Genomic DNA, 24677 nt, shown 5'->3' on the forward strand with positions numbered 1-24677 from the left:
TCGGCCTTTACCGCCTCAATCGGGTCGATGAAGGTGCAGGAAGAGATCGACGCCATGCGCACGCTTGGTCTGGACCCGATCGAGGTTCTGGTGATCCCGCGCGTTGTGGCCCTGCTGATCATGCTGCCGATCCTGGGATTTGTCGCCGACATGGCCGGTCTGATTGGTGGCGCGTTGATGAGCTGGATTGATCTGGGCGTCAGCCCCGGCATGTTCGTCACCCGATTGAAAGAGAACACCGATGTCTGGCAACTGGCCGTCGGTCTGATCAAAGCGCCGTTCTTTGCGCTGGTGATCGGGGTGATTGCCTGCTGGCAGGCGATGCAGGTCAAGGGCTCGTCCGAAAGCGTGGGGCAAAGGACCACCGCCTCGGTCGTGCAGTCGATTTTCATGGTCATCGCCATCGACGCGCTGTTCTCGATCTTCTTCTCGGAACTGGGGGTCTGACATGGACGGGACCGCTCTGCAGGACAACCAGAAGACCGACACCCAGCGCGAGGCGGTGATCCGCGTGCGCAACCTGACCAACCGGTTCGGCGAGCAGGTCGTGCATGACAACCTGAACCTCGATGTCTGGCGGGGTGAGGTGCTGGGCGTTGTGGGTGGCTCGGGCACCGGCAAATCGGTGCTGCTGCGCACCATCGTGGGGCTGAACAAACCGGCGGCGGGCAGTATCGAGGTGCTGGGCGTCGACGTCCTGAACGGCCCCGAGGAAGACCGCCAACGGATCGAGAAAAGCTGGGGCGTGGCGTTTCAGGACGGCGCGTTGTTTTCCTCGCTGACCGTGTTGCAAAACGTGATGGCGCCCCTGCGCGAACATACCGGCATCAGTGAAAGCCTGATGGCGGCGCTGGGGTGCCTCAAGATCAGCCTTGTGGGTCTGCCGCAGCTGAGTTGCAGCAAGTTCCCCTCGGAACTGTCGGGCGGGATGCGCAAACGGGCGGCACTGGCGCGGGCCCTGTCGCTGGACCCCGAGATCGTGTTTCTTGACGAACCCACCGCCGGGTTGGACCCCATCGGGGCCGCCGCCTATGATGACCTGATCGGAGAATTGCAGCAGGCGCTGGGTCTGACCGTGTTCATGGTAACCCATGATCTGGACAGCCTTTATGCCATTTGCGACCGCATCGCGGTGCTTGCGGAAAAACGCGTGCTGGTTGAAGGTCCGATAGAAGAGATGACCAAGGTCGATCATCCTTGGGTTCAGGAATATTTCACAGGCCCCCGCGCCCGTGCGGCGCAACAGAAGGGGTAGGACAGGTAGAGGCGATGGAGACCCGAGCGAATTATATCCTGATCGGCGCGTTCACCCTTGCGGGCATCCTGGGGGCCTTTGGCTTTTTCCTGTGGCTGGCCAAATTCGAGGTGACCCGCCAATACGCCTATTACGATGTGCTGTTCGAAAATGTCTCGGGCCTGTCTGCGGCGGGCGGCGTGAATTACAACGGTTTGCCGGTTGGTCAGGTGATCTCATTGGCGCTGGACGATGACGATCCGTCCAAGGTGCGGGTGAAGATCGAGGTCGATGCCGATATCCCGGTGACCAAGGAAACCATCGCGCAGCTGCAGTCGCTGGGGGTGACCGGCGTGGCTTATGTTGAACTGTCGGGCGGCTCACCCAAGGCCGAGCGTCTGCCGCAGAACAGCGTGATCAAAAGCCAGCGCAGTGCGATCCAATCACTGTTCGAAGGGGCGCCGAAGGTGCTGGAAAAGGCGCTGACGCTGCTTGAGGACCTGAACTCGGTCGTTGATGAAAAGAACCGCAAGGCGGTGTCGGATATTCTTGAGAATCTGGCTTCTGCCTCGGGGCGGTTGGACAAGACCTTGTCGGATTTCGAAACGCTGTCGGGCGATCTGGGCAGTGCCGCCAAGGAAATCGGGGCGTTCACCAAACGTCTAGACACGCTGGCCGACACCGCCGAGACGACGCTGACCACTGGCACCGACACGCTGAAAAGCCTCAAATCCGCATCCGAGTCCGCCAAAACCGCGCTGGATACCGCCAACGGGACGCTGCGGACCGCCGAACAGGTCATCCAGCAGGATATCCGCCCGTTTATCGAACGCGGCTCACGGCTGGCCGATCATTTGATCGTTCTGTCCGAGGAAGGCAGCATCACGCTGGGCACGATTACCGAGACCTTTGCCAATGCCAATGGCACGCTGGCGTCGATCAATTCGGCGATGGATACCGCCAAGGCGGCGCTGGCATCGGCGGAACGGGCCTTTGACTCGGCCAATCGGGTGATGGATGAAGACATCGCCTCGGTCGCGGCGGATGTGCGCAATGCGGCCAATCAGGTGGCGTCGACCGTGTCCAATATCACCGAGAAGATCGACAAGATTTCCGACGATATTCTAAGCGCGTCACAATCGGCCTCGGACCTGCTAGGCACCATCGACGGGATTGTGCAGGACAACCGCCGCCAGGTCTCGGACTTCCTGCGTGTGGGCCTGCCACAATTCGTCCGCTTCATCGAAGAATCGCAGCGGCTGGTTATCAGCCTGGACCGGCTGGTCGACAAGGTCGAACGTGATCCGGCCCGCTTCTTACTCGGCACCCAAGCATCGGAGTTTCGTCAATGATCCGGCCTCTCATCGCAACTCTGGTTCTTGCCGCGCTTGCGGGCTGCACGGGCCTTGGCACCTTGCGGCAGGCGTCCAAGCCCAACGACCTGTATCTGTTGACGCCAAAAAGCACGTTTTCGTCCTCGCTGCCGCGCGTTCAGAAACAGATCGTGGTTGAGGAGCCGACCGCGACGGCCGCCGTCAACACCGATCAGATCGCGATTCAGCCGACGCTGTTGCAGGTGCAATACCTGCCGCGCGCCCGCTGGGTGGATCGCGCACCGCTGATCGTGCAGGCGCTGATGGTCGAAAGCTTTGAGAACTCGGGCAAGGTGGCTGCCGTTGGGCGATCCACCGTCGGGCTGCGCGCCGATTACGTGATCGCCCCTGATTTGCGAGAGTTTCAGGGCATCGTGGTCGGTGAGACCGAGGACACCAAGACCATTCGCGTCGAAGTACGCATGAATATCAAGATCATCGACGAATATGATGACAAGATCATCGCCTCAAGCTCGTTTCAGGAGTTTGTGGTGGCTGCCAGCGATGACACCGCCGATCTGGTTGAGGCGTTTGACGTGGCCCTTGGCAAAGCGATGCGTGACGCGGTGGAATGGAGCGTGCGTAAAATCCATACACACGCCGCCAATAATCCACGTGACACGCGCATCTGACGGGCGGGGTCAGAAATGCGCCGCTGACGCCCTGCCCCAGGCTGCGGCATAGTCCTGCGGCACCTGATCGCCCAGCAACGCGCCCTCATCAAGGAATTCATACAGCTCGGCATAAGACCGTTCGCGTTCGTCCGCCGTGCGGCGACGAATGTCCGAGGGCCGCAGATCCGCAACCTTTTCCTTGCCCATGGCCCCCAGAATCTCGCGGAAGCTTTCCAGTGTGGCGTCATGATAGCGATGCACCCGCTGCCGTTTCTGCGGCACGTTGATCGCGCTGCCCCGGACCGGGTCCTGCGTCGCCACGCCCGAGGGGCAGCGGTTGGTGTTGCAATGCAGCGCCTGAATGCAGCCGATCGCAAACATCATCGCTCGGGCCGCGTTGCACATATCCGCCCCCAGCGCGAGCTTTTCGACCATGTCGAAACCGGTCGCCACCTTGCCAGAACAGATGATGCGGATCTTGTCCCGCAGCCCGACCCCGCGCAGGCAATTGTTGACGAAGATCAACGCCTCGTTCAGGGGCATGCCCAGACGGTTGGTGAATTCCACCGGGGCAGCGCCCGTGCCGCCCTCGGCCCCGTCCACGGTGATGAAATCGGGCAGGATGCCGGTGTCCAGCATCGCCTTGCAGATCGCCATGAACTCGGACGGGTCGCCGATGCACAGCTTGAAGCCGATGGGTTTGCCGCCCGACATCTCGCGCAGGTGCTGCACGAATTCCATCAGCCCGGTGGGCCCATCAAAGGCCGAATGGATGGGCGGAGAGATCACGTCCTGATGTTCCGGCACGCCCCGGATTTCGGCGATTTCCTCATCGACCTTGGCTGCGGGCAGCACCCCGCCATGTGAGGGTTTGGCGCCTTGAGACAGCTTGATCTCGATGGCCTTGACCACATCCTTGTGTGCTTTTTCGGCGAACTTGTCCTTGTCGAACCCGCCCTCAGGCGTGCGGCAGCCGAAGTAGCCGGTGCCAATCTGCCAGATGATATCGCCGCCTTCGGCCAGATGGTGGGGCGACAGGCCGCCCTCGCCGGTGTTATGGGCAAAACCGCCATCTTTCGCCCCGCCATTCAATGCGCGAATGGCATTGGCGCTGAGCGCGCCGAAACTCATGGCCGAAACGTTCAGGCGCGATGCGTGATAGGGTTTTTCGCATTGCGGCCCGCCCAGCATCACGCGCTCTTCGCTGACATCCACCTCCTTCGGGGCCAGCGAGTGATTGGCGCGGTGATAGCCGACGGTCATGATGTCGTATTGGGTGCCGAAGGCTTGGGTATCCACCTGCCCCTTGGCGCGGGAATAGACCAGACCGCGAATGATCCGGTTATAGGGCCGCCCGCTTTCATTGGTTTCCACGAAATACTGGCGGATTTCCGGGCTGACGAATTCCAGCATATAGCGGAAATGACCCAGCACCGGGTAGTTGTTCAGCACGTTGTGTTTGGTGGTTTTGACGTCCCAATAGCCGATCAGCACATAAGGGACGATCAGCACCAGCAGCCAGAAGGCTGGCGCCCAGAGCAGCCCCAGCAGAACTGTCAGGGGCAGGCCCAGAAAGGCCACTGCAAAGTAAATTCTGCGCACTATCATCCCTGATCTCCTATGGCTGCGTCTTGGGCCGTTGCTGCGGGGATCGTGGTACAGACCGGCCTGTGATTGCAAGGGGTTGAACGCCGGGGCGGTGGTCGGGCAGCGTCTTTGTGAACACCGTTGATCGCCAAAGGCGCAGTCTGTATGCCCAAAGGATTGCAGGTCATGGCAGGACGAAACGCAGTGGCATCATCAGCATCCAGCGCCCGGCATCGCGCCCTGATGTATGGCGCTGTCTTCGTGGGCGGCGCAGCGGGGTCGCTGTTGCGTGAGGCATTTGCGCTGGAAATCCCCGGCGCACCGATGCTGACGGCGACGTTCGGGATCAACGTGGTGGCCTGTTTCATTCTCGGCTGGCTCTACGCCATCCGCCACCGGGTCCATGCCCACGTCTTACATCTGGGCGCTGTCGGGTTCTGCGGTGGATTGTCCACCTTTTCCTCTTTCGTGGCCGAATTGGAACGGATCGCCGAAACCGGCGGCTGGATCGTTGGCATCGCAATGCTGGCAGAGATCGTCTTTGGCCTAGCCGCCGCCATTCTGGGTGAGGCGCTGGGCCGCCGTACCCGGATCGGGAGGGCGCGGGAATGACCGAGCTTTACCTGCACGCTATGTTCGGCCTCGGCGGTGGTCTGGGCGCGGTTCTGCGGCATTGGCTGGCGCGGCGTGTGACCCATGATCTGCCCTTTTCGACCCTGATCGTGAATGTGGCGGGCAGCCTGCTGCTGGGCCTCTGGATCGGGTATCTGGGCGGCCCGGTGGAGATGGGCGAGGAAGAGAAACGGCTGGTTTTCGGCTTTTGCGGCGGGTTCACGACCTTTTCCAGCTTTGCCTATCAATCGCTGGAATTGCATCGCAATCGCACCATTGCCTACGCCGCCGGGAATATCCTGCTGAGCGTTGCGTTATGCTGGATCGCCCTGTGGCTTGGGTTGGTCCTGACAGGGGGCCTTACATAACGCCCATATGCATGCGGATTGCCAAATTGCCCAGAATCCAGACGGTTCCGCCGATGATGATCAACAGCACGAGTGTTGAAAACAGGATCAGGTCCAAATCCTCACGGCTGCTGCGGCGGCGGTCGATATGCAGGAAATAGACCAGTTGCACGACCAGTTGCGCCAGCCCCAGCAGGCCGATAGTCAGGTAAACCCCCGGTGTTTCGGTCCCGTATCGATGGGCGATGAAAAACACCGTCAGCGTCAGCAGAAGTGAGCCGCCATAGCCGATGACATAACGCCGCCGCTCGCGCCGGTGCAGTTCGGTGCGTCTATCCATAGGTCAGCCCTCCGAAATACACGATGGTGATGATGCCGATCCAGATCAGGTCGAGGAAATGCCAGAACAGCGCCAGCCGCACCACGCGCGACATCACCAGATCGGTCAGACCCATCACCCGCAGTTGGATGCCCAGCACGATCAGCCACAGGCACCCGGCGGCCACGTGCAGCCCGTGCAAGGGGACGAGGCCGTAAAAGGCCGACAGGAAGCCGCTACGTTGGGGAATGCCACCCTGCGCGGCCATGTTCATGAAATCGCGGATTTCCAGTACCAGAAAGCTGAGACCCAGTACCAGGGTGACCGCAAACCACAGCACGATCCGGGGCCGTGGCAGGTTGTATTTCAGCGCCAGCATGGCCAGCCCGACTGTCAAGCTACTGGTCAGCAGGATCAGCGTTTGGGCAAAGATGCTTTTCAGATCGAACAGCTCATGCGGGCCCGGGCCCCCGGCCTGCGCGTCGATCATAGTGATGTAGATGGCGAACATCAGGCCGAAATAGACCAGATCGCTCATCAGAAAGACCCAGAAGCCGAAGGTCACGACCTCGGAGAATTTGTCGGCGCTGGCGTGATCCTCGCCGAGGTTGATGCCGGGGTAGCTGTGGCGCGGGGCGCGTCTCATGTCACGGCCTCCATATCCGGGCGGGCGAGGCCGCGGTTTTCCGGTGCGGCCTCGTGGTCGCGATCCACGGCGGTGGCACTGTGGACCAGATCCAGCCAGGCCTCGTGTTCCTTGCGGACCTCCTCGGCCGGGATCACCAGTTCGGTACTGGTGTCGAAGGTCCAGATGATGATGGACAGGATGATCAGCACGGTCATCAGCGCCGCCAGCCACCAGATCCACCAGACCAGCGCAAACATCCAGATACCGCTGAGCACACAGAGGACAAAACCGATGCCGGTATTGCGCGGCATCTCGATATCCTCATAGGCATCCGGTGTCGGATAGGCCACGCCTTGTGCCTTGGCAGCGGCGAAATCATCCCGATCCGTGACTTGCGGGATCACGGCGAAATTATAGGGCGGCGGGGGCGACGGGATCGACCATTCCAGCGTGCGCCCATCCCATGGATCACCCACTGGTACGCGCGTTTTCTCGCGGTCGCGGATGCTGACCCAGAGTTGGATCAATACCGAAAACAACCCACAGGTGATGACCAGCGCGCCGATGATGGCGACGATCATGAAGGGGTGGAACGACGGATCGCTATAGCTGAAGGACCGCCGGGGCATGCCCATCAGGCCCACGAAATAGAGCGGCATGAAGGTCAGCAGGAACCCGATGGTCCAGCAGAACACCGACACGCGACCCCAGAACTCATCCAGGCGGAATCCGAAGGCTTTGGGGAACCAGTAATTGTAAGCCGCCAGCAGGCCGAACAGCACGCCCGGCAACAGCGCGTTATGGAAATGGGCCACAAGGAACAGGGTGTTGTGGACCTGATAATCCACGGTCGGGTTGGCAAGGACCACTCCGCTGAGCCCGCCGATGACGAACAGCATCAGGAACGCAAGGCTATAGAGCATCGGGACCGAGAACCGGATGCGTCCACGATAGAGCGTTGCCATCCAGTCATAGACTTTCACTCCGGTGGGGATCGCAATCAGCATGGTGGCGATGCCGAACACCGCATTTATCAGTGCGCTTTGACCCATGGTGAAGAAATGGTGCAGCCAGACGGTGAAGGACAGCACCGCAATCGACATGGTGGCGATGACCAGCGAGTTATACCCGTACAGCCGTTTGGCCGAGAAGGTCGCAAAGACCTCGGAATAAATCCCATAGGCGGGCAGGACCAGCAGGTAGACCTCGGGGTGGCCGAACAGCCAGAACAGGTTGGCATAGTTCATCATGTTGCCGCCCAGGTCATTGGTGAAGAAATGGAAATCCAGATAGCGGTCGGCGGCCAGCAGCAGCGCAGCCACTCCCAGGGGTGGCATGGCGAATATGATCAGGATCGAACTGCAGATGATCGTCCAGCAATACATCGGCAACCGCATAAAGGTCATCCCCGGCGCGCGCATCTTGTAGAGGGTGACGGCAAAGTTGATACCAGTCAGCGAGGTGCCAATGCCCGACACCACAATGGCCCAGATCCAATAGTCTGGCCCTACTCCGGGATTGAAGGCGGCACCGGTATAGGGCGGATAGGCCGTCCAGCCCCCGGTCGAGAACCGCCCCACCACCAGCGACACCATCAGCATCATCCCGGCCGAGACGGTCAACCCCAGCCCGATCTGGTTCAACCGGGGAAAGGCCACATCGCGCGCGCCGATCATCAGCGGGATCACGTAGTTGGCGACACCAAAGACAAAGGGCACGGCAACGAAGAAGACCATGATCGTGCCATGGGTGCTGAACAGTTCGGCAAAGTGCTCGGCCTCAAGGAAGCCATCGCCGGGTCCGGCGGCCTGTTGCGCGCGCATCACCACGCCTTCCAGCACGCCTCGGGCCAGCATGACGATGGCAAAGACGATATACATGATGCCGATTTTCTTGTGATCCACGCTGGTCAGCCAATCGCGCCACAATGGCCCCCACAGGCGGAACCATGTCAGCAGGCCGACCACGACCATGGCACCGATAATGACGATCCCCGCCGCCGCATTGGCGATGATCTCATTCGCGCTGGGGTTCTGGATCAGCCCGGCCACGGGAAAAGCCTCCCACGAGAGGCGGCCAAAAAAGCCAGAGTCGCTGGACATCATTGGCTTGCCTCCTGCCCATAGGTCGCGGTGCCCGGCTGCTGATCCAGCGGCAGCGGTTTGCCGCTGTGATAGCGGTGCAGAATGGACTGGAACAGGTCACCGTCCACCGTGAAATACAGCGCGTTTTCAGGCATCTTGTCCGTCCCCAAGGCCGCCTGAACCTCATCCCGGTCGGTGCGCATGGCCAACGTCTGATAGGTGGCCGGGTTCAAGGGGATGCCGTTGTTGCGAACGCCCTCGACCCAGGTGTTGAAATCCTGCGTGGTCATCGCGCGGGTCTGGAATTTCTGCTTGGTAAAGCCACGCCCGTTATATTGCGTGTTCTCACCCTGCATCACTTCGGGCCTATCGGCTGCCAGATGCAGCTGCGTGGTCATCCCGGGCATGGCGTAAATCTGCCCGGCCAGCGCCGGGATCATGAAGGATTGCATGACGGTATCCGTCGTCAGCGTCATCGCAATCTGCTGTTTGATGGGGATACCCAGCTCTCCGACGCTGGCGATACCCAGATCGGGGTAGATGAACAGCCATTTCCAATCCAGACCCACCACTTGAACCCGCAGGGCCGGTTCCTCGCCAAAAGGAGCCGAATATGGGTCCAGCCGGTGTGTGGCCTTCCAAAGATAAAAGGACAGGATCACCACGATCACCACCGGAACGCCCCACATCAGGAACTCCAGCCGGGCCGAGAAGTCCCAATCGGGCTGATAAGCGGCGGCGCTGCCCTTGCGGCGGCGATATCGCAGCGCGATCAGCGGGACCAGAACCAGCACCGGGATCACCGCAATCAGGATCAGGGCGGTCGCCCGCAACAGGTGGGTTTTCTGCACCGCTGCGATCGGGCCTTGCGGGTCCATGAAGCTGTCACTGGCCAGGGCAAGCTGCGCCGAGGCCAGCATAAGCGCAAAGCCTGCCAGAGCTGGGAACGTTCTGGAAATGGTCACGCCTGCCCGCCCTCAAGGAATTGGTTCAATGAGGACAACTATCGGCAGAGTCAGCAAATTTCTCAAGGAATTTTCCGACCCCGGCCGGGGAAACGGTACGTTATTGACATCGAACCACCTGCGGGCGAGACCTGAGGGTGATGTTTCGCCTTATCCTGCCCTTCCTGTTCTGCCTGTGCGCGACAATTTCGCCCGCGCAGGACCGCGCGGCGGTCGAGCGGCAGTTTCAGGACTGGCTGTGGCAAGATGTCTGGCCACAAGCGCGTGCCAAGGGCGTGTCGCGCCGCACCATGAAACAGGCTTTTGCCGGGGTGACGTTGAACTGGGACCTGCCGGATCTGGTGCCGCCGGGACAACAGCCGCAGGCGCGCAAGAAACAGCGGCAGGCCGAGTTTGGCTCGCCCGGGCGGTACTTCAACAAAAATGCGGTGCAGGGTGCCACGGCAGTCGGGCGCAAGATGGCCCGGCGTCACGCGGACACTCTGGCGCGCGTTGAGGCCCAAACCGGCGTCCCGGCCCGCATCCTGCTGGCGATCTGGGGGCGCGAGAGCGGCTATGGTCAGGTCGCAATCCCCCATGACGCGTTTCAGGTTCTGGGAACCAAAGGGTTCATGAGCACCCGGTCCGAATATTTCACCGATGAACTCATCGCGGCGCTGCAGATTGCCGAGGCGGGCCATGCCCCCGGGCGCGGGATGAAAAGCAGTTGGGCGGGGGCCTTGGGGCAACCGCAATTCATGCCGTCCAGTTTTTTGACCTTTGCCACCGATGGCGACGGCGATGGGCGCGCGGATATCTGGGGGTCGACTGCGGATACGCTGGCCTCGATCGGTAATTACCTGCACCGGCACGGCTGGGTCGAAGGTCGTGATTGGGGGTTCGAGGTGCGCGTGCCGGATACACTGTCCTGCGCTTTGGAAGGGCCGGATCAAGGTCGCCCCATCCGCGATTGGACCGCCTTGGGGGTTACGCGAGTGTCCGGGCGGCCTTTCCCCGACCATGAACTGCCCGCCGAGGGCTATCTGATGATGCCCGCCGGTCGCCATGGTCCGGCCTTCATCGTGACGCCGAATTTCTATGTTCTGAAAGATTACAACACCAGCGACCTCTACGCTTTGTTTGTGGGCCATGTCGGTGACCGCATTCAGTACGGTGTTGGCGATTTCAGCGGGCGATGGGGCAAGGTCGGCGGCCTTTATCGCTCGGACATTGCCAGCATGCAGCGTGCGCTGGAACAGCAGGGCCACGATGTTGGCGGTGCCGATGGCTTGCCGGGTTTTAAAACCCGCCGCTCAATCGGGCGCTGGCAAGAGGCAACCGGCCGCGCGCCGACCTGCTTTCCCGAGGCCGGAATGAAGGCCCATCTGGTGCCCTGAACTGCGATGCGACTCATGAATACTTCAGATGCGCCTTCCCATCTGCAATGGTTGGCATTCATTCTGCCGGTAACTTGATCGTTCAGGCCCGGCAGGAGATGCTCCAACGGCTTATGCCAATCATCAGTGATAACTTCGATGCGCCCATTCAACGGTGGGCTTTTGGATTGTAGCTATAACGGCAACAATAGTTTGGATTGCCACTGGCAAGTTGAGAACCGGACATGGCCTGCCGAGTGAGACTGTGAACCATGCCTGACCGAATCCTCAGAAACATGCAAAAGAAGACCCATACAGAGCACCCAAACGAAATCGTGAACAGCCGGCAAAACCCTACCCGAATCCCTGATGCGAGGCTGAATCCAATTGGTAAGAGGCCAAAATGGCGGATTCCCGCACGCATGCTTTTGACTTTACCTGTCCGAAAGTGGAAAATTTCCCCCTAAACGTGGCTCATAGGGTGTGCGACATTGATTAACCCGACGTCGCGGCCTATGAGCAGGCGGAAATAAAGCGGCCGTCGGACGCAAAATTGAATTTGAGAGGTCACATGACACGCAAGGTCACCAAGGCGATTTTCCCCGTAGCGGGGCTGGGCACACGGTTCTTGCCGGCGACAAAGTCCGTTCCCAAGGAAATCATGACTCTGGTCGACCGCCCTCTGGTCCAATATGCCATTGACGAGGCGCGCGCTGCGGGCATCAAGGAATTCATTTTCGTCACCTCGCGCGGCAAGTCCGCGCTGGAGGATTACTTTGACCACAATCTGGTGCTGGAACAGGCGCTGGAGGCCAAGGGCAAGGATGACCTGCTGAAAACGCTGAATGCGACCAATATGGAAAGCGGTGCCATTGCCTATATCCGGCAGCACAAGGCGCTGGGTCTGGGCCACGCGGTCTGGTGCGCGCGGCGTCTGATCGGGGATGAACCCTTTGCGGTGATGCTGCCCGACGATGTCATCGCCGCCGACAAGCCCTGCCTGCAGCAGATGATCGAAGCCTATGAGGAGACCGGCGGGAACATGGTTGCCGCGATGGAGGTTCCGGCCGAGAAAACCAGCTCGTATGGTATTCTGGATGTCGGAGACAACGCAGGCACCGTCACCCGCGCGCGCGGGATGGTAGAAAAGCCGGAACCGGATGAGGCCCCCTCGAACCTGGCCGTGATCGGGCGTTATATTCTGGGGCCGTCGGTTCTGTATAACCTGAACCAGATGAAGCAGGGCAGCGGCGGAGAAATCCAGCTGACCGATGCAATTGCCGAGGATATCGGCAATGGCGTGCCAGTCTTTGGCTACAAGTTCGACGGTCAGCGGTTTGACTGCGGCTCCAAATCCGGCTTTCTGCAGGCCACGGTCGCCTTTGCGCTGGCCCGCGACGATCTGCGCGATGACCTCAGCCGATATTTGCACGATGTTGTGATCTCGGACCGGGCGGCCCAATAGCGCGCTGATTTGCGTTTGAAGGACCGTCCTTCGTATCACGCGATGAAAAGAAGGCAATCGGCGATGGTGAATATCTGTCCTGTCATCCTGTGTGGTGGATCGGGCACCCGGCTGTGGCCGCTGTCGCGCAAAAGCTATCCCAAACAGTTTGTGCCTCTGATTGGCGAGGCGAGCCTGCTTCAGGATTGCGCAGACCGGCTGCGGGGGCCGGTCGATGCACGCTATGCCAAGCCGTTGATTTTAACCAACGAAGCCTTCCGCTTTGTGGTGCCGGAACAATTGGCGGGGGTTGGTATCGACCCCGGCCCGATTCTGATCGAACCCGAGGGGCGCAACACTGCCCCGGCGGTTCTGGCTGCTGCCATGTATCTGGCGCAAGACGACCCGGATGCGTTGATGCTGGTGGCGCCTTCGGATCATGTCGTGCCCGACAAACCCGCCTTTCACGCTGCTGTTGCACAAGGGGCAAAGACCATCGCCGACCGGGGCGATCTTGTCACTTTCGGCATCACGCCGGACCGACCCGAAACGGGCTATGGGTATCTGAAACTCAGCCATGCGCCGGATGCGACCGGCTCTACCGTGCCGCTGGATCGGTTTGTGGAAAAACCAGATCTGGACAGCGCCCGGGCCATGGTCGGGGAAGGCACCTATCTGTGGAATTCGGGGATTTTCCTCTTTGCCGTCAAAGATATCCTCGCCGCATTTGAACAGCACGCACCTGATCTGATTGACCCGGTCCGCAGCGCCGTTGAAAAGGCCAAAACCGATCTTGGGTTTTTGCGCCTCGACCCACAGGCTTGGGCCGGGGTTCAGGATATTTCCATCGACTATGCGGTGATGGAGAAGGCCAGCAACCTCAGCGTTGTGCCCTATGCCGCCGGGTGGTCCGATGTCGGCAGTTGGTCGGCCGTTCAGGAACTGAGCAACCCCGATGCCGATGGCGTTGCGGTGTCCGGCGAAGTCACCGCCATTGATTGCCGCAATGTGCTGATCCGCTCGGAATCCTCCGCGCAAGAAGTAGTGGCAATGGGGCTGGAGAACGTCATCACCGTGGCCATGCCCGATGCGGTTCTGGTGGCCAGCATGGACAAGGCGCAGGAGGTCAAACAGGCGGTTTCCGCGCTCAAGGCCAAGGGTGCGAAACAGGCCGAAACCCTGCCCGTCGATCACCGCCCCTGGGGCTGGTTCGAAAGCCTTGTGATTGGCGAGCGGTTTCAGGTCAAACGCATCCATGTCCATCCCGGCGCGGCGCTGAGCCTGCAATCGCATCACCATCGCTCGGAACACTGGATCGTGGTTGAAGGCACGGCGAAGGTCACGATTGGTGATGAAGAACGGTTGGTTTCCGAGAACGAATCCGTCTACATCCCGCTGGGCGCGGTGCACCGGATGGAGAACCCGGGCAAGGTGCCCATGGTTCTGATCGAAGTGCAGACCGGGTCCTATCTGGGTGAGGATGATATTGTCCGGTATGAGGACATCTACGCCCGGGATTAATCCCTTGGGATCGGCGTTTTGCAGATTCGCCTGATCGGAAACTTGGGGCATTCTGTGACAGTGAGAATCTATTGGTCACATTGTTTCCAAAATTGAAACTCAATCCTTAACAAAATCCTCTTGGGGTGTGCGCTCGGGTTAGGCGGGATTCAGACCTGCCACGGCAGTTTGGCGCGCAATCAGTGTCGGACCGACAGCCTCAGGAGGATGCCCATGTCGCAAAGCTCACCCCGATTGAACCTGCCCTATCTGCAACCGGCGCAGGCGCAGAAACATGTCACCCATAACGAGGCGCTGCGTCAGCTGGATCTGGTGGTGCAACTGACCGTGACCTCGCTGAATGCGACAAACCCGCCTGCGGTTCCGGCGCAGGGAGAAGTCCACGCGCTGGGGGCGAACCCGACCGGGGATTGGAACGGTCAGGCCGGTATGCTGGCCGCGTGGCTGGACAATGCCTGGCATTTCGTGACGCCCGAGGACGGCTGGCGCGCCTGGGATCAGACCGGCGGGCAGTTGAAAGTCTGGGATGGCACCGATTGGATCGACCCACCGGTGACCACTCAAAATCTGGACGGGGTGGGTGTTGCCACCGGCTATGACAGCACCAACCGGCTGTCCGTGCGATCCCCTGCCACGTTGCTGAGTCATGAAGGCGCGGGTCATCAGTTGAAGATCAACAAGGCAAGCGCGGGCGATACCGCCTCGCTTTTGTTTCAGTCGAACTGGACGGGCCATGCTGAGATGGGCCTGTCCGGCAGCACCGGGTTCTCGATCAAGGTCACGGCGGATGGCAGCAACTGGACCGAGGCGCTGAGTTTTGATCCTGCCACGGGCCTACCGGGCGGGGCCGCCGTTCAGGTCAGCGCCGATGACACCACGGTGGGTCGCCTAATGCGGGCGGATTACGGCTATGGGCCGGGTAACCTGCTGGGCGCGGTTTCGGAAAATAGCGGAGCGCCCACCGGCGCCGTGATTGAACGCGGCAGCACGCCGGATGGTGAATATGTCCGGTTCGCGGATGGCACGCAGATATGTTCGGCCACGTTGGGCGCGGTGGATTGCACCACGGGCGCGGGGGTGTTGTTTGCCAGCCCCGCAGGCACATGGAATTTCCCGGCCAGCTTCGCGGCGGGCAGCACCCCTGCCCTGTCCGGTCACGGCGGCAAACTCGCGCGGTTTCTGAGTTTCGATGCCCCATCAACAACGGATGTGAATTGGCAGGTCCTGTCCGCAAGCTCGGACGCTGCGACCGTGGCCCCAACCGTTGTTGCCATCGGACGCTGGTTCTGATCCAACACCGCCCGGGCGGTTATTTGCTGCGCAGGTCCGTGTCGGATTGCGCCAGAAACCACTCATAGGTTTCGCGGAGACCATCCCGAAGCCCGATCCGCGCCTGCCAGCCCATATCGCGCAGGCGCGAGACATCCATCAGCTTGCGCATGGTGCCATCCGGCTTGCTGGTATCCTGTGTGATGCGTCCGGTAAATCCGGTCGTTTCGGCAACCAGCGCGGCCAGATCAGCGATCGAGATATCCTCGCCACAGCCGATATTGATATGGCTCAGCATCGGGTCTGTATTGGCTTGATAGGCGTCCTTGGGGAGGCCCAGCACGAACAAAGCGGCATCGGCCATATCATCCACATGCAGGAATTCCCGCCGCGGGGTGCCGGTGCCCCAGATCACCACCTCGTCCAGCCCGTCGCGCTGCGCTTCGTGAAAGCGGCGGATCAGGGCGGGCAGCACGTGGCTGTTTTCAGGGTGAAAATTGTCACCCGGCCCATACAGGTTGGTCGGCATGACCGAGCGGTAATCAACCCCGTGCTGCCGGTTATAGCTTTCGCACAGCTTGATCCCGGCGATCTTGGCGACCGCATAGGGCTCGTTCGTGGGCTCCAGCACGCCGGTCAGCAGCGCGCCCTCGGGCATCGGTTGCGGTACGTCGCGCGGGTAGATGCAGGAGCTTCCCAGTTGCAGCAGCGACTGAACCCCGGCGGCATAGGCCTGATGGATCACGTTGCATTCGATCATCAGGTTTTCGTAGATGAAATCCGCCGGATAGGTGTTGTTGGCATGGATGCCACCCACCTTGGCGGCGGCCAGGATCACCACATCGGGGCGCTCGGCCTGCATGAAATCACGCACGGCGGTCTGATCGGTCAGGTCCAGTTCCGCCCGGCTGCGCGTGATCAGATCCAGCGCCTCACCTGCGGCCTGACGGGCCTGCAACTGGCGCAGGATGGCGCTGCCCACCATGCCGCGATGCCCGGCGATGTAGATCTTTCGCATCCCGCCGCCCTCAGCCGTTTTCCAAGGTAATCGGCAGGTCGAGCCCATGCTGTTTCAGCAGGGCGTGCCGTTTGGCGGTGATCAGGTCGTCGGTCACCATCTCGGCGCACATCTCTTGCACGGACAGTTCCGGCTGCCACCCCAGCTTCTGCCGCGCTTTGGAGGCGTCGCCTAGCAGGCTGTCCACCTCGGCGGGGCGGAAATATTGCGGGTCGATGCGCATGATGACGTCACCCGGTTTCAGCGCCGGAGCATTGTCGCCTTCGATTGCCGTGACGGTGGCAATCTCCTCCACCCCCTCGCCCGAGAATTCCAGAGCGATTCCCAACTCGGCAGCGGACCATTCGATGAACTGACGGACAGAGTACTGCTTGCCGGTGGCGATGACGAAATCCTCGGGCATGTCCTGCTGCAGCATCAGCCACTGCATCTGCACGTAATCCTTGGCATGTCCCCAGTCGCGCTGGCTGTCGATATTGCCCATGTACAGACAATCCTCCAAGCCCTGCGCAATATTAGCCAACCCACGCGTGATCTTGCGGGTCACGAAGGTCTCACCCCGGCGCGGGCTTTCGTGATTGAACAGGATACCGTTGCAGGCATACATCCCGTAGGCCTCGCGATAATTCACCGTGATCCAGTAGGAATAAAGCTTGGCCACCGCGTAAGGCGAGCGCGGATGAAACGGCGTTGTCTCGCGCTGAGGACGTTCCTGCACCAGACCGTATAACTCGGATGTCGAGGCCTGATAGAACCGGGTCTTCTGTTCCAGCCCCAGAAACCGGATCGCCTCCAGCAGGCGCAGGGTGCCCAGAGCATCCACATCCGCCGTGTACTCGGGCGCCTCGAAACTGACGGCCACATGGGACTGGGCGCCCAGATTATACACCTCATCTGGTTGCACCTGTTGAATGATGCGGGTCAGGTTCGAGGTGTCGCTCAGGTCGCCATAATGCAGATGCAGCTTGGGATCGGGCTCGTGCGGGTCCTGATAGATATGATCAATGCGCTGCGTGTTGAAGGACGAGGCGCGCCGCTTGATCCCGTGCACCTCATACCCCTTGTCCAGCAACAGCTCGGCCAGATAAGAGCCGTCCTGACCCGTGATCCCGGTTATCAACGCCGTCTTGGCCATGAAATCGCCCTGCCCGTTCCAAAATCTTTTGCTTCGTGTTCCAAAGACAGCAAGACGCGGTGGAAAGCAAGCGTAGCCCCGATCAGGGATTGAATCCTGTCGCGCTATGCAGGACTGTGCCCCCGCCAAGGTGATTGGAACGATTGAAGGATTTTGAACGATGCGCATTGCGATGATTGGCACCGGGTATGTGGGGCTTGTGTCCGGCGTGTGTTTTTCGGATTTCGGCCATGACGTGATCTGCGTCGACAAGGCCGCCGACAAGATCGCGATGCTGCAGGCGGGTGAGGTTCCGATCTATGAGCCCGGGCTGGACGTGCTGATGGCCAAGAACGTGGCGGCGGGACGGTTGAGTTTCACCACCGACCTGGCCGCTGCCGTGGATGGCGCGGATGCGGTGTTCATCGCCGTGGGCACGCCGACACGGCGCGGGGACGGCCATGCGGACCTGACCTATGTCACTGCCGCGGCGCAAGAGATTGCGCAGGCGCTGACCGGCTATACCGTGATCGTGACGAAATCGACCGTACCGGTGGGGACCAACCGGATGGTGCATAACGTGGTGTCCGAGGCCAACAGCCAGGCGGAGTTCGATGTGGCCTCGAACCCTGAATTCCTGCGCGAAGGCGCGGCGATTGATGATTTCATGCGCCCGGACCGGGTGGTCGTCGGCGTCGAAAACGACCGCGCGGCCGAGGTTATGGCCGAGATTTACCGCCCGCTCTATCTGCGCGATTTCCCGATCCTGTCCACTGATCTGGAAAGCGCCGAGATGATCAAATACGCCGCCAACGCCTTTCTGGCGACCAAGATCACCTTCATCAACGAAATCGCGGGCCTGTGCGAGCGGGTTGGCGCAGATGTCAAAGAGGTCTCGCGCGGGATTGGGCTGGATGGCCGGATCGGCAACAAATTCCTGCATGCGGGGCCCGGCTATGGTGGGTCGTGCTTTCCCAAGGATACCAATGCGCTGGCCCGGATCGGGCAGGAGCACGCCTATCCGATGCAGATCACCGAGACCGTCATTCGCGTCAATGACGCGGTCAAGAACCGGATGGTCGACAAAATTCGCGAGGCTTGTGATGACGTGTTCAACGGCAAGACCATCGCGGTGCTGGGGGTGACCTTCAAACCCAACACCGACGACATGCGCGACGCCCCGTCCCTGACCATCGTGCCCGCCCTGATCGGCGGCGGCGCCCGGGTGCGGGTGGTCGATCCGCAGGGCCGATCCGAGGGCGAGGCGCTGCTGCCCGGTGTCGAATGGTGCGATGATCCTTATGCGGCGGCGCGGGACGCCGACGCGGTGGTGCTGCTGACCGAATGGAACGAATTCCGCGCCCTGAACCTGAGCCAGCTTGCGGGGGCGATGAACACCTCCCGCATGGTCGATCTGCGCAACATTTACTCGCGCCGCATGGTCCTGCAATCCGGTTTTGACACCTATACCGGCGTCGGGCGCGGGGCGGTTTAACCGCTCATCCAGATTTTGCGGCGGCGTTCCTTGATCAGGTCGTTGCCCTCATCGGTGCCGTCGTGGAAGGTGTTGAACCACTCGTCCCACGGCGTCTCCCACGTGCCATAGTTGCAGTCGAAGAACCGGTGATGCAGCTGGTGAAAGAAATCGCCCAACTGAAATTTGGCCTTGTTGCCAAACTTCACATGCTCGAACCCGGCATGGGATGTGGGTGCGCCGATGCCGTGGTGGAACAGCAGGAAAAGCGCGTGGATCGGGTGTGACGGCAGCAGGAAGAAGATCATCGTGTCGAACATCAGAAAGAAGCTTTCGACCGGATGCATGGCCAGCCCTGACCACGGGCCGGTATTGATGTTGCGGTGATGCCAGGCGTGGACCTTGGTGTATAGCGGGCCCACATGCAGCAGCCGGTGCAGCCAGTAGAAATGGAACCCCGCCCAGATCGGGATGATCAGCACCATCACAAGGAACCAGACCGGGTTACTGCCAAAGGTGATCATCGTGACCCAGCCATTGGCATAGGAATAGAGGATGAAACATTCCCAAAATGTCCAGAAGGCCAGCGCCGGGCCAAGCGTCCAGAACATGTTATCCCAGACCTGATTCTTGAAGGTAAAGACCTTGGCCCCTTTCATCATCGGGCGCATGTCATAGCGGTATTCATCCCGCTGCGTACGGAACTTCCACAGCGCCAGGTGCAGCCCGCCGGCCACCACCATCAGGATGCAGAAATTGCGGAACCAGATTTCGGCCACCCAATCCCAGCTTAAGGTCTCGATCCGCGCCAGCGAGGGCGTCAAGAAATTCCACGTGATGATCGCAAACCCCAGCAGCAGCGCGCGCAGGGCCAGCGGGTTCCAGCTCTGCAACAGATAGCGCAGGGCGGCCAGTGGCTTCATCGGCCATGCCCAGTACGGAGAGGTCTGGATCGGCAGTTGCGGCGTATAGTTCCAGATTTTGCGCTTGGGGCGCGGGGGCAGGGTCGAATCCGACATGGCTGACTCATTTTCTTCTGTTCGCTGGGTGCCAGTTTAGGCGTGGGGTGCCGATCCTCAGAACGTATTGTCTTGCCGGTCAGGCTAAGTTTGGCTTAGCCTATAGGGATGTCGACCCGTATCCCCTCTCTCAACTGGCTGCGCGTGTTCGAGGCCGCGGCCCGCACCGAAAGCTTTGCCCGCGCCGCAGGGCAGCTGAACATGTCCGCCGCCGCCGTCAGCCAACAGGTCAAGGCGTTGGAGACCCGTCTGGGCACGCCGCTGTTTCACCGTCACGCCCACGCGGTGACTCTGACCGAGGCCGGGCGGGCCTATTTGCCATCTGTTCAGCAGTCGCTGTTGATGCTGGAAACCGCCACCACGGGCCTGTTCGGGGAAACACGCGAACAGCGATTGTTCGTGCAATCGGTGCTGCTGTTCGCCCATGGTGTGTTGGGCCGCGGATTGCCCGCGTTTCAGGCCGCGCAGCCGCAGATCAACCTGTCGCTGTCGACCGGCAATCTGGTCTCGGATTTCGCCAACCGGTTCACTGATCTGCAGATCGTGTTCGGCAACCCCGCCCTGTTCGACAGCGAAGGCGATGAGCTGCTGCGCGAGGAACTCTACCCCGTGGCGCCCCCGGACATCGCGGCGCAGATCGACACGCCGCAGGACCTGCTGCGCTTTACCCTGATCGAGGTTTCGACCCATCGCGCCAGCTGGCCGCATCTGTTCGAAACCCTGCGCCTGCCTGCTGGTCAGGCGCGGTATTTCTTCGCCGACAATTCCCTGATGGCGACCGAGCTTTCGGCCAGTGGCGGTGGCATCGCGCTGGCCCGCGCGCCTGCGTCGGACCGGATTATGGAGCTGACCGGGTTGGTGCCCTGTTTGCCCGAATTCTCTTGCCCCGGGCAGGAAGCCTATCATCTGGTTTATCCGTCGCGGGCGGCGCTGCGCCCGGCGGCGCGGGTGTTTCGCGACTGGTTGCTGGATTACAGCGCGGCGGTCCAGACCCGATAGCGGCCCTGCCCGGTGACTTCGCGGATCAGCCCGCGACGAGAGAACAGGTCCAGATTGCGCTGCACGGCGGCGCGGGACGCCCGCGTCAGTTCCTCGGCCAGCGGGGCCGAGACCATGGGCCAGGCCGTCAACGCATCCAGCAAAACCGGTGGGGTCCGCCCGCTGAGATCCGATATCGCCTCGCGCGCGCGCCGGTCCCAGGCGCTGACCCGGTCGAGGTGAAGCAAGGCCGCAAGCGCCGCCTGCCCGGCCCCAATCAGCCAGGCGGACAGCTTTTCCGTAGGATCGCCAGCACCGCGCAACGCGCCCGGGCCGGACAGGGCCAGCGGCATGAACAGCGCCCCGCCCCGGCCCATGGTGGCCGCGTGGCGGCTGGCGATGATCGCAGCCTCGGTATCCTGCCCGATGCCTTGCGACAGGGCACGCCAGGCGTGAAAGGCGATGGCGGATTGGGTGACCGGGTGCAGAGCTTCTGCGTTGCGCATCAGCTCGGCCAGATCGGCGATGGCCTCGGGAACCTCATCAATGCCCTGCGCCATACGGTCCAGAAAGGCGGTCAGGCCCGTCTCCCACCCGTGATCAGACGGACCGGCCCCGGCGCTTAGACGCCGCACCGCCCAACCCGCGCGGAACAGGGCCTGCACATCGTCACTGGTCGCACCGATCCGTAGCCCGGTCCACAAGGCCAGCCGGTCGACGCTGATCCGGTCACCGGTCCACCAGCCCAGATCCGAAACCTCCATCAACGCCAGACGGTGCCCCCACCCTTCGGGTCCGGCGCGCAGACGTTCGTCCAGCGCGCCAAATGTCACCGCCAGATCGGCCAGTTCAAAGGACAGCGCGTCCTGCGCGATACGCCAGTCGCGGGGATCGAACAACAACCGTTGCTCGGGCCGATGAGCAACGGGCAAAAACGCATCATCGCCCGAATCGTCCAAGGGCGGCATGAACCACAGGTCTTCATCCTCGGGCGGCTCGGTGTCGTAGATACTGGCCGGGCCGTCCTCGGCTTCATCCGGGTCGGGAAGGATGTGCTTGGACTTCATGCCCGGTATTCTTCGGGCATTTCCATCCATTCACAAGCGGTTTTCGGGGCCGCGCAGCCTTACCCGGCAAAGCTGGAGGTCAGAACGCCCAATTGCCCGGTCAGATCGGTCTGCGCGTCATGGCCGAGAACCATAAAGCCATACCCGTCCTGCGCCCATGTCGCCGTGGCCAATCCGCTGAGCACGGCCTGTTTAATTGGCTTATTCCCGGCATTGGGACCCTGACGAATGATGCAGAAGGCAAAGGGTTGACCGTCCTCATCGGCAAACACGACCTGAATCAGCGGCTTGCCGTTGAAGGACAGAATCTGCGCCCGTTTCAGTTCCAGCCCCGGCAGGTCTTCCAGCACCTCACGGTTCAGGGACCGGCCCAGCTGAGCCTCGGCCTGTGCAAACTGGGCGTCGATCACCTGAGGTGAGCTGTCCAGCTTGGCAATCGTGTCCGGCACGTAAAGCGACTGATATATCGCCGCCTGCTCCGCCCAGCCGGGTTCAGCCGGGCGCATTACCCAGAAGGTGGTCGATACGGCAAGAACCGCGACCGAGGCCGCTACCGCGACCAGACGCATCGGGCTCGCCGCGCGTACAGGGGCCACCGGTTCGGGCAGATCAATCTGCGGTGCCTCGGCTGGCAACGTCTGGAACACCTCTTGCACCATGCCCGCGATCGGATCGAGCGCCATCAGGCGCGCCTCAATCTCGGGGTCGGCCTCGACCGCGTCTTCTACTTCTCTGCTCTGGGCCTCGTTCAAGGTGCCTTCCAGATACGCCAGCAGCGTCTCATCGGAAAACTTCATTTGCCACTCCGTCGAACGGTGTCAGCCCCATCGTGCTGCATCGCGATTTTCAGTTTCTGCCGGGCATTGGACAGCCGGCTCATAATTGTGCCGATGGGAACGTCCAGCAGCGCAGCAGCTTCGCGATAACTATAACCTTCTACAAACACAAGCATCACTGTTTCCCTCTGCGCTTCTGGCAATTGCATCACTAGGGTAAACACCTCAGCCGCGAAAATATTCGTTTCCGCATCCGGGCCCGTTGCCACAAGCTCTGCTTCGGGTGTGACAGACAGCGCCTGCGCCTTGCGCACCGACCGCGATCGCAGCTCATTCAGCCAGATCGAGCGGCAGATCGTCATCAGCCAACTGTCCAGCCGCGCCTGCGAGGTAATCTGATGATGCCGCTCCAGCGCGCGCAGGCAAGTGGCCTGCAACAGATCGTCTGCGATGTCCTTGGCCCCCGACAACGCAAGACCGAACCGCCAGACACGTTTGGAATGTGTCTGGATCGCGCCGCGCACGGCCTGTTCGGAAGTTATTTCGATACTCATCGAATAAAAGGCGACCTGTGTGTGTTTGTCTTTCACGGACCGCGTCCGCGGGTTCAGGACTGACACAGACTCTGGAGGAATGAAATGAAACTTCTGCTCAAAGCGATCACGATTGCGTCGACAATTATTGCAGCCCCGGCCTTTGCGGCCAACTGGACGCTGAATTCTGACGCCTCGCATCTGGCCTATGGAACGGTCAAAATCGACGATGTCGGAGAGGTCAATTCCTTCACCAACCTGTCCGGTCATGTGCGTGATGACGGCCATGTGAAGATCGACATCGATCTGTCCTCGGTCGAGACCAATATCGACATCCGCAACGAGCGCATGATCGAGCATGTGTTCCGCAAGGCCGCAACCGCGACCCTGACGGCGAATATCGACATGGACGCGGTGTCCAAGCTGAAGGTCGGCGAAAGCTCGGTGGTCGAGGTGGACGCCACCCTGTCGCTGGTGGGTACGGATGTCGAGTTCTACACCGACATGTACATTCTGCGTCTGGCCGAGGATTCGGTGATGGTGTCGACCAATGACATGGTCTTCATCAGCACCGAAGATGCCGGCGTGAGCGCCGGTGTGGACAAGCTGATGGAACTGGCACAGCTGCCCGGCATCACCCGCACCGTGCCGGTCACCGCGCGGTTGATGTTCAGCCTCGACGGCTAAGTCTCGGCACCACGTCGGGCGGTCATCAGTGTCAGCAACTGTTCCCGCGTCCGCCCGATATGCGCTGCCAACAGCGCGCAGGCCGTGTCGATCTGACCGGCCTGCGCCAGCCACAGCAATTCCCGATGATCCCGCCGCGCCGGTTCGCGCTGCTCCATGACACTCAGGTGCATGCGGACATAGCGGTCGGATTGCAGGGCCACCCGGTGCAGCAGATCGTTGGTCAGGTTGCGCCCGGCCGCCGCATAAAGCGCCGCGTGAAACTGATGGTTCAAAGCGCCCCATTGCCCCACATCGTTGGCATCATATGACGCCTCCATCCGTCGCAGGATATCCGTACATTCGGCAAAATCGGCAGAGGTCATGGTCGGGATCGCGCGCCGGAACAGGTCGACCTCCAACAGGATGCGCAGATCGAAAATTTCGGCAATTTCGGCCAGCGAATGCTTGGTGACCGAGGCACCGCGATTGTTGGTCAGCGCCACCAGCCCCTCGGCATCCAGCTGTTTCAGCGCCTCGCGCACGGGCATGCGGGATACATCGTATTCCTCGGCCAGCGCCTCTTGCCGGATGGTTTCACCTTCGGCCAGGTCACCGCTGAGGATACGGTCGCGCAGGTCATTGGCGATCACGTCGGGCAGGCTCTGCCGGGTTATGGC

Annotated in this window: 25 protein-coding genes; 13 read left to right on the plus strand and 12 right to left on the minus strand. The window is 61.1% G+C overall.

The annotated features are described in order from the left end of the window. The 4 genes from MPJ51_RS04965 to MPJ51_RS04980 form a co-directional block, all read left to right on the plus strand. On the plus strand, positions 1 to 447 hold a 447-nt coding region (locus tag MPJ51_RS04965; RefSeq protein WP_298382633.1), incomplete at its 5' end, for an ABC transporter permease. Between the two features lies 1 nt (position 448). Beyond that, positions 449 to 1255, plus strand: coding sequence for an ABC transporter ATP-binding protein (locus MPJ51_RS04970; protein ID WP_298382636.1), 807 nt, complete (start codon positions 449 to 451; stop codon positions 1253 to 1255). 14 nt (positions 1256 to 1269) lie between these two features. Then, positions 1270 to 2586, plus strand: coding sequence for an MlaD family protein (locus tag MPJ51_RS04975; RefSeq protein ID WP_298382639.1), 1317 nt, complete (start codon positions 1270 to 1272; stop codon positions 2584 to 2586). Further along, complete coding sequence (locus MPJ51_RS04980) at positions 2583 to 3239, plus strand: ABC-type transport auxiliary lipoprotein family protein (protein ID WP_298382642.1); 657 nt, start codon at positions 2583 to 2585, stop codon at positions 3237 to 3239. The genes MPJ51_RS04975 and MPJ51_RS04980 overlap by 4 nt, the downstream gene beginning before the upstream one ends. 9 nt (positions 3240 to 3248) lie before the next feature. Here MPJ51_RS04980 and MPJ51_RS04985 read toward each other — a convergent pair whose 3' ends face one another. After that, positions 3249 to 4829 carry an FMN-binding glutamate synthase family protein gene (locus MPJ51_RS04985; protein ID WP_298382644.1) on the minus strand — a complete coding sequence of 527 codons (1581 nt, stop codon included), beginning with the start codon at positions 4827 to 4829 and terminating at the stop codon, positions 3249 to 3251. Positions 4830 to 5012: 183 nt separating this feature from the next. Here MPJ51_RS04985 and MPJ51_RS04990 point away from each other — a divergent pair, with 183 nt between their 5' ends. Both MPJ51_RS04990 and crcB read left to right on the plus strand, forming a co-directional pair. Next, complete coding sequence (locus tag MPJ51_RS04990) at positions 5013 to 5420, plus strand: CrcB family protein (protein ID WP_298382646.1); 408 nt, start codon at positions 5013 to 5015, stop codon at positions 5418 to 5420. Next, a complete protein-coding gene (gene crcB / locus MPJ51_RS04995; protein WP_298382648.1) occupies positions 5417 to 5788 on the plus strand; it encodes a fluoride efflux transporter CrcB in 372 nt (123 codons plus the stop codon). Before MPJ51_RS04990 ends, crcB begins: the two co-directional genes overlap by 4 nt. On the opposite strand, the gene MPJ51_RS05000 is transcribed toward crcB, so the two are convergent. The 4 genes from MPJ51_RS05000 to MPJ51_RS05015 are packed head-to-tail and all read right to left on the minus strand — an operon-like array spanning position 5781 to position 9763. After that, positions 5781 to 6107, minus strand: a complete 327-nt coding sequence (locus MPJ51_RS05000) for a cytochrome C oxidase subunit IV family protein (RefSeq protein ID WP_298382651.1) — start codon at positions 6105 to 6107, stop codon at positions 5781 to 5783. The two genes, crcB and MPJ51_RS05000, sit on opposite strands and share 8 nt — an antisense overlap. Continuing rightward, positions 6100 to 6732 carry a cytochrome c oxidase subunit 3 gene (locus MPJ51_RS05005; protein ID WP_298382653.1) on the minus strand — a complete coding sequence of 211 codons (633 nt, stop codon included), beginning with the start codon at positions 6730 to 6732 and terminating at the stop codon, positions 6100 to 6102. The genes MPJ51_RS05000 and MPJ51_RS05005 overlap by 8 nt, the downstream gene beginning before the upstream one ends. Continuing rightward, the gene (locus tag MPJ51_RS05010) at positions 6729 to 8816 is read right to left on the minus strand and encodes a cbb3-type cytochrome c oxidase subunit I (protein WP_298382657.1); all 2088 of its coding nucleotides are present in this window, start codon (positions 8814 to 8816) and stop codon (positions 6729 to 6731) included. Before MPJ51_RS05010 ends, MPJ51_RS05005 begins: the two co-directional genes overlap by 4 nt. Further along, positions 8816 to 9763 (minus strand): cytochrome ubiquinol oxidase subunit II, encoded by a 948-nt coding sequence (locus MPJ51_RS05015; RefSeq protein WP_298382659.1) that lies wholly within the window; start codon positions 9761 to 9763, stop codon positions 8816 to 8818. Before MPJ51_RS05015 ends, MPJ51_RS05010 begins: the two co-directional genes overlap by 1 nt. Positions 9764 to 9903: 140 nt before the next feature. On the opposite strand from MPJ51_RS05015, the gene MPJ51_RS05020 reads away from it, so the two are divergent. The 4 genes from MPJ51_RS05020 (at position 9904) to MPJ51_RS05035 (ending at position 15373) form a co-directional block, all read left to right on the plus strand. Continuing rightward, positions 9904 to 11139, plus strand: a complete 1236-nt coding sequence (locus MPJ51_RS05020; RefSeq protein ID WP_298382662.1) for a lytic murein transglycosylase — start codon at positions 9904 to 9906, stop codon at positions 11137 to 11139. Between the two features lie 550 nt (positions 11140 to 11689). After that, on the plus strand, positions 11690 to 12583 hold the full coding sequence (galU, locus tag MPJ51_RS05025; protein ID WP_298382664.1) for a UTP--glucose-1-phosphate uridylyltransferase GalU: 894 nt from the start codon (positions 11690 to 11692) through the stop codon (positions 12581 to 12583). 63 nt (positions 12584 to 12646) lie between these two features. After that, on the plus strand, positions 12647 to 14083 hold the full coding sequence (locus tag MPJ51_RS05030) for a mannose-1-phosphate guanylyltransferase/mannose-6-phosphate isomerase (protein ID WP_298382666.1): 1437 nt from the start codon (positions 12647 to 12649) through the stop codon (positions 14081 to 14083). A 213-nt stretch (positions 14084 to 14296) separates the two neighbouring features. Continuing rightward, a complete protein-coding gene (locus MPJ51_RS05035; RefSeq protein ID WP_298382669.1) occupies positions 14297 to 15373 on the plus strand; it encodes a DUF2793 domain-containing protein in 1077 nt (358 codons plus the stop codon). A gap of 19 nt (positions 15374 to 15392) precedes the next feature. Here MPJ51_RS05035 and MPJ51_RS05040 read toward each other — a convergent pair whose 3' ends face one another. Further along, entirely contained in the window at positions 15393 to 16370 is a 978-nt protein-coding gene (locus MPJ51_RS05040; protein WP_298382671.1) for a GDP-L-fucose synthase, read from the minus strand. Positions 16371 to 16380: 10 nt separating this feature from the next. Next, positions 16381 to 17505 carry a GDP-mannose 4,6-dehydratase gene (gene gmd, locus MPJ51_RS05045; RefSeq protein ID WP_298382674.1) on the minus strand — a complete coding sequence of 375 codons (1125 nt, stop codon included), beginning with the start codon at positions 17503 to 17505 and terminating at the stop codon, positions 16381 to 16383. A gap of 160 nt (positions 17506 to 17665) precedes the next feature. Between gmd and MPJ51_RS05050 the strand changes: the two genes are divergently transcribed. Then, positions 17666 to 18979: a UDP-glucose/GDP-mannose dehydrogenase family protein gene (locus MPJ51_RS05050; protein WP_298382677.1), complete on the plus strand. Its 1314-nt coding sequence runs from the start codon at positions 17666 to 17668 to the stop codon at positions 18977 to 18979. Here the strand turns inward: MPJ51_RS05050 and MPJ51_RS05055 are convergent. Beyond that, positions 18976 to 19977 (minus strand): sterol desaturase family protein, encoded by a 1002-nt coding sequence (locus tag MPJ51_RS05055; protein WP_298382680.1) that lies wholly within the window; start codon positions 19975 to 19977, stop codon positions 18976 to 18978. The genes MPJ51_RS05050 and MPJ51_RS05055 overlap by 4 nt on opposite strands. 108 nt (positions 19978 to 20085) lie before the next feature. Here MPJ51_RS05055 and MPJ51_RS05060 point away from each other — a divergent pair, with 108 nt between their 5' ends. Beyond that, complete coding sequence (locus MPJ51_RS05060) at positions 20086 to 20976, plus strand: LysR family transcriptional regulator (protein WP_298382683.1); 891 nt, start codon at positions 20086 to 20088, stop codon at positions 20974 to 20976. On the opposite strand, the gene MPJ51_RS05065 is transcribed toward MPJ51_RS05060, so the two are convergent. The 3 genes from MPJ51_RS05065 to MPJ51_RS05075 are packed head-to-tail and all read right to left on the minus strand — an operon-like array spanning position 20949 to position 23388. Continuing rightward, positions 20949 to 22022: a helix-turn-helix domain-containing protein gene (locus tag MPJ51_RS05065; protein WP_298382686.1), complete on the minus strand. Its 1074-nt coding sequence runs from the start codon at positions 22020 to 22022 to the stop codon at positions 20949 to 20951. The genes MPJ51_RS05060 and MPJ51_RS05065 overlap by 28 nt on opposite strands. A gap of 59 nt (positions 22023 to 22081) precedes the next feature. Beyond that, on the minus strand, positions 22082 to 22819 hold the full coding sequence (locus MPJ51_RS05070; protein WP_298382689.1) for a hypothetical protein: 738 nt from the start codon (positions 22817 to 22819) through the stop codon (positions 22082 to 22084). Beyond that, a complete protein-coding gene (locus MPJ51_RS05075; protein ID WP_298382693.1) occupies positions 22816 to 23388 on the minus strand; it encodes an RNA polymerase sigma factor in 573 nt (190 codons plus the stop codon). The genes MPJ51_RS05070 and MPJ51_RS05075 overlap by 4 nt, the downstream gene beginning before the upstream one ends. Before the next feature lie 48 nt (positions 23389 to 23436). Between MPJ51_RS05075 and MPJ51_RS05080 the strand changes: the two genes are divergently transcribed. Further along, positions 23437 to 24018: a YceI family protein gene (locus MPJ51_RS05080; RefSeq protein WP_298382696.1), complete on the plus strand. Its 582-nt coding sequence runs from the start codon at positions 23437 to 23439 to the stop codon at positions 24016 to 24018. Here the strand turns inward: MPJ51_RS05080 and MPJ51_RS05085 are convergent. After that, a partial coding sequence (locus tag MPJ51_RS05085) for a GntR family transcriptional regulator (RefSeq protein WP_298382699.1) occupies positions 24015 to 24677 on the minus strand: 663 nt, incomplete at its 5' end. The two genes, MPJ51_RS05080 and MPJ51_RS05085, sit on opposite strands and share 4 nt — an antisense overlap.

It is taken from the genome of Ruegeria sp. (assembly GCF_028066395.1).
In the GTDB taxonomy this organism is placed as follows: Bacteria; Pseudomonadota; Alphaproteobacteria; order Rhodobacterales; family Rhodobacteraceae; genus Ruegeria.

Bases quoted from the DNA above. Each gene is read 5' to 3' on its own strand.
- MPJ51_RS05070 (WP_298382689.1), bottom strand. From the start codon at position 22,819: ATGAAGTTTTCCGATGAGACGCTGCTGGCGTATCTGGAAGGCACCTTG.
- MPJ51_RS05050 (WP_298382677.1), top strand. From the start codon at position 17,666: ATGCGCATTGCGATGATTGGCACCGGGTATGTGGGGCTTGTGTCCGGC.
- gmd (WP_298382674.1), bottom strand. From the start codon at position 17,505: ATGGCCAAGACGGCGTTGATAACCGGGATCACGGGTCAGGACGGCTCT.
- MPJ51_RS05080 (WP_298382696.1), top strand. From the start codon at position 23,437: ATGAAACTTCTGCTCAAAGCGATCACGATTGCGTCGACAATTATTGCA.
- galU (WP_298382664.1), top strand. From the start codon at position 11,690: ATGACACGCAAGGTCACCAAGGCGATTTTCCCCGTAGCGGGGCTGGGC.
- MPJ51_RS05060 (WP_298382683.1), top strand. From the start codon at position 20,086: ATGTCGACCCGTATCCCCTCTCTCAACTGGCTGCGCGTGTTCGAGGCC.
- MPJ51_RS04970 (WP_298382636.1), top strand. From the start codon at position 449: ATGGACGGGACCGCTCTGCAGGACAACCAGAAGACCGACACCCAGCGC.
- MPJ51_RS04985 (WP_298382644.1), bottom strand. From the start codon at position 4,829: ATGATAGTGCGCAGAATTTACTTTGCAGTGGCCTTTCTGGGCCTGCCC.
- MPJ51_RS05035 (WP_298382669.1), top strand. From the start codon at position 14,297: ATGTCGCAAAGCTCACCCCGATTGAACCTGCCCTATCTGCAACCGGCG.
- crcB (WP_298382648.1), top strand. From the start codon at position 5,417: ATGACCGAGCTTTACCTGCACGCTATGTTCGGCCTCGGCGGTGGTCTG.
- MPJ51_RS05055 (WP_298382680.1), bottom strand. From the start codon at position 19,977: ATGTCGGATTCGACCCTGCCCCCGCGCCCCAAGCGCAAAATCTGGAAC.
- MPJ51_RS04980 (WP_298382642.1), top strand. From the start codon at position 2,583: ATGATCCGGCCTCTCATCGCAACTCTGGTTCTTGCCGCGCTTGCGGGC.
- MPJ51_RS05040 (WP_298382671.1), bottom strand. From the start codon at position 16,370: ATGCGAAAGATCTACATCGCCGGGCATCGCGGCATGGTGGGCAGCGCC.
- MPJ51_RS05005 (WP_298382653.1), bottom strand. From the start codon at position 6,732: ATGAGACGCGCCCCGCGCCACAGCTACCCCGGCATCAACCTCGGCGAG.
- MPJ51_RS05020 (WP_298382662.1), top strand. From the start codon at position 9,904: ATGTTTCGCCTTATCCTGCCCTTCCTGTTCTGCCTGTGCGCGACAATT.
- MPJ51_RS05010 (WP_298382657.1), bottom strand. From the start codon at position 8,816: ATGTCCAGCGACTCTGGCTTTTTTGGCCGCCTCTCGTGGGAGGCTTTT.
- MPJ51_RS05030 (WP_298382666.1), top strand. From the start codon at position 12,647: ATGGTGAATATCTGTCCTGTCATCCTGTGTGGTGGATCGGGCACCCGG.
- MPJ51_RS05065 (WP_298382686.1), bottom strand. From the start codon at position 22,022: ATGAAGTCCAAGCACATCCTTCCCGACCCGGATGAAGCCGAGGACGGC.
- MPJ51_RS04975 (WP_298382639.1), top strand. From the start codon at position 1,270: ATGGAGACCCGAGCGAATTATATCCTGATCGGCGCGTTCACCCTTGCG.
- MPJ51_RS05000 (WP_298382651.1), bottom strand. From the start codon at position 6,107: ATGGATAGACGCACCGAACTGCACCGGCGCGAGCGGCGGCGTTATGTC.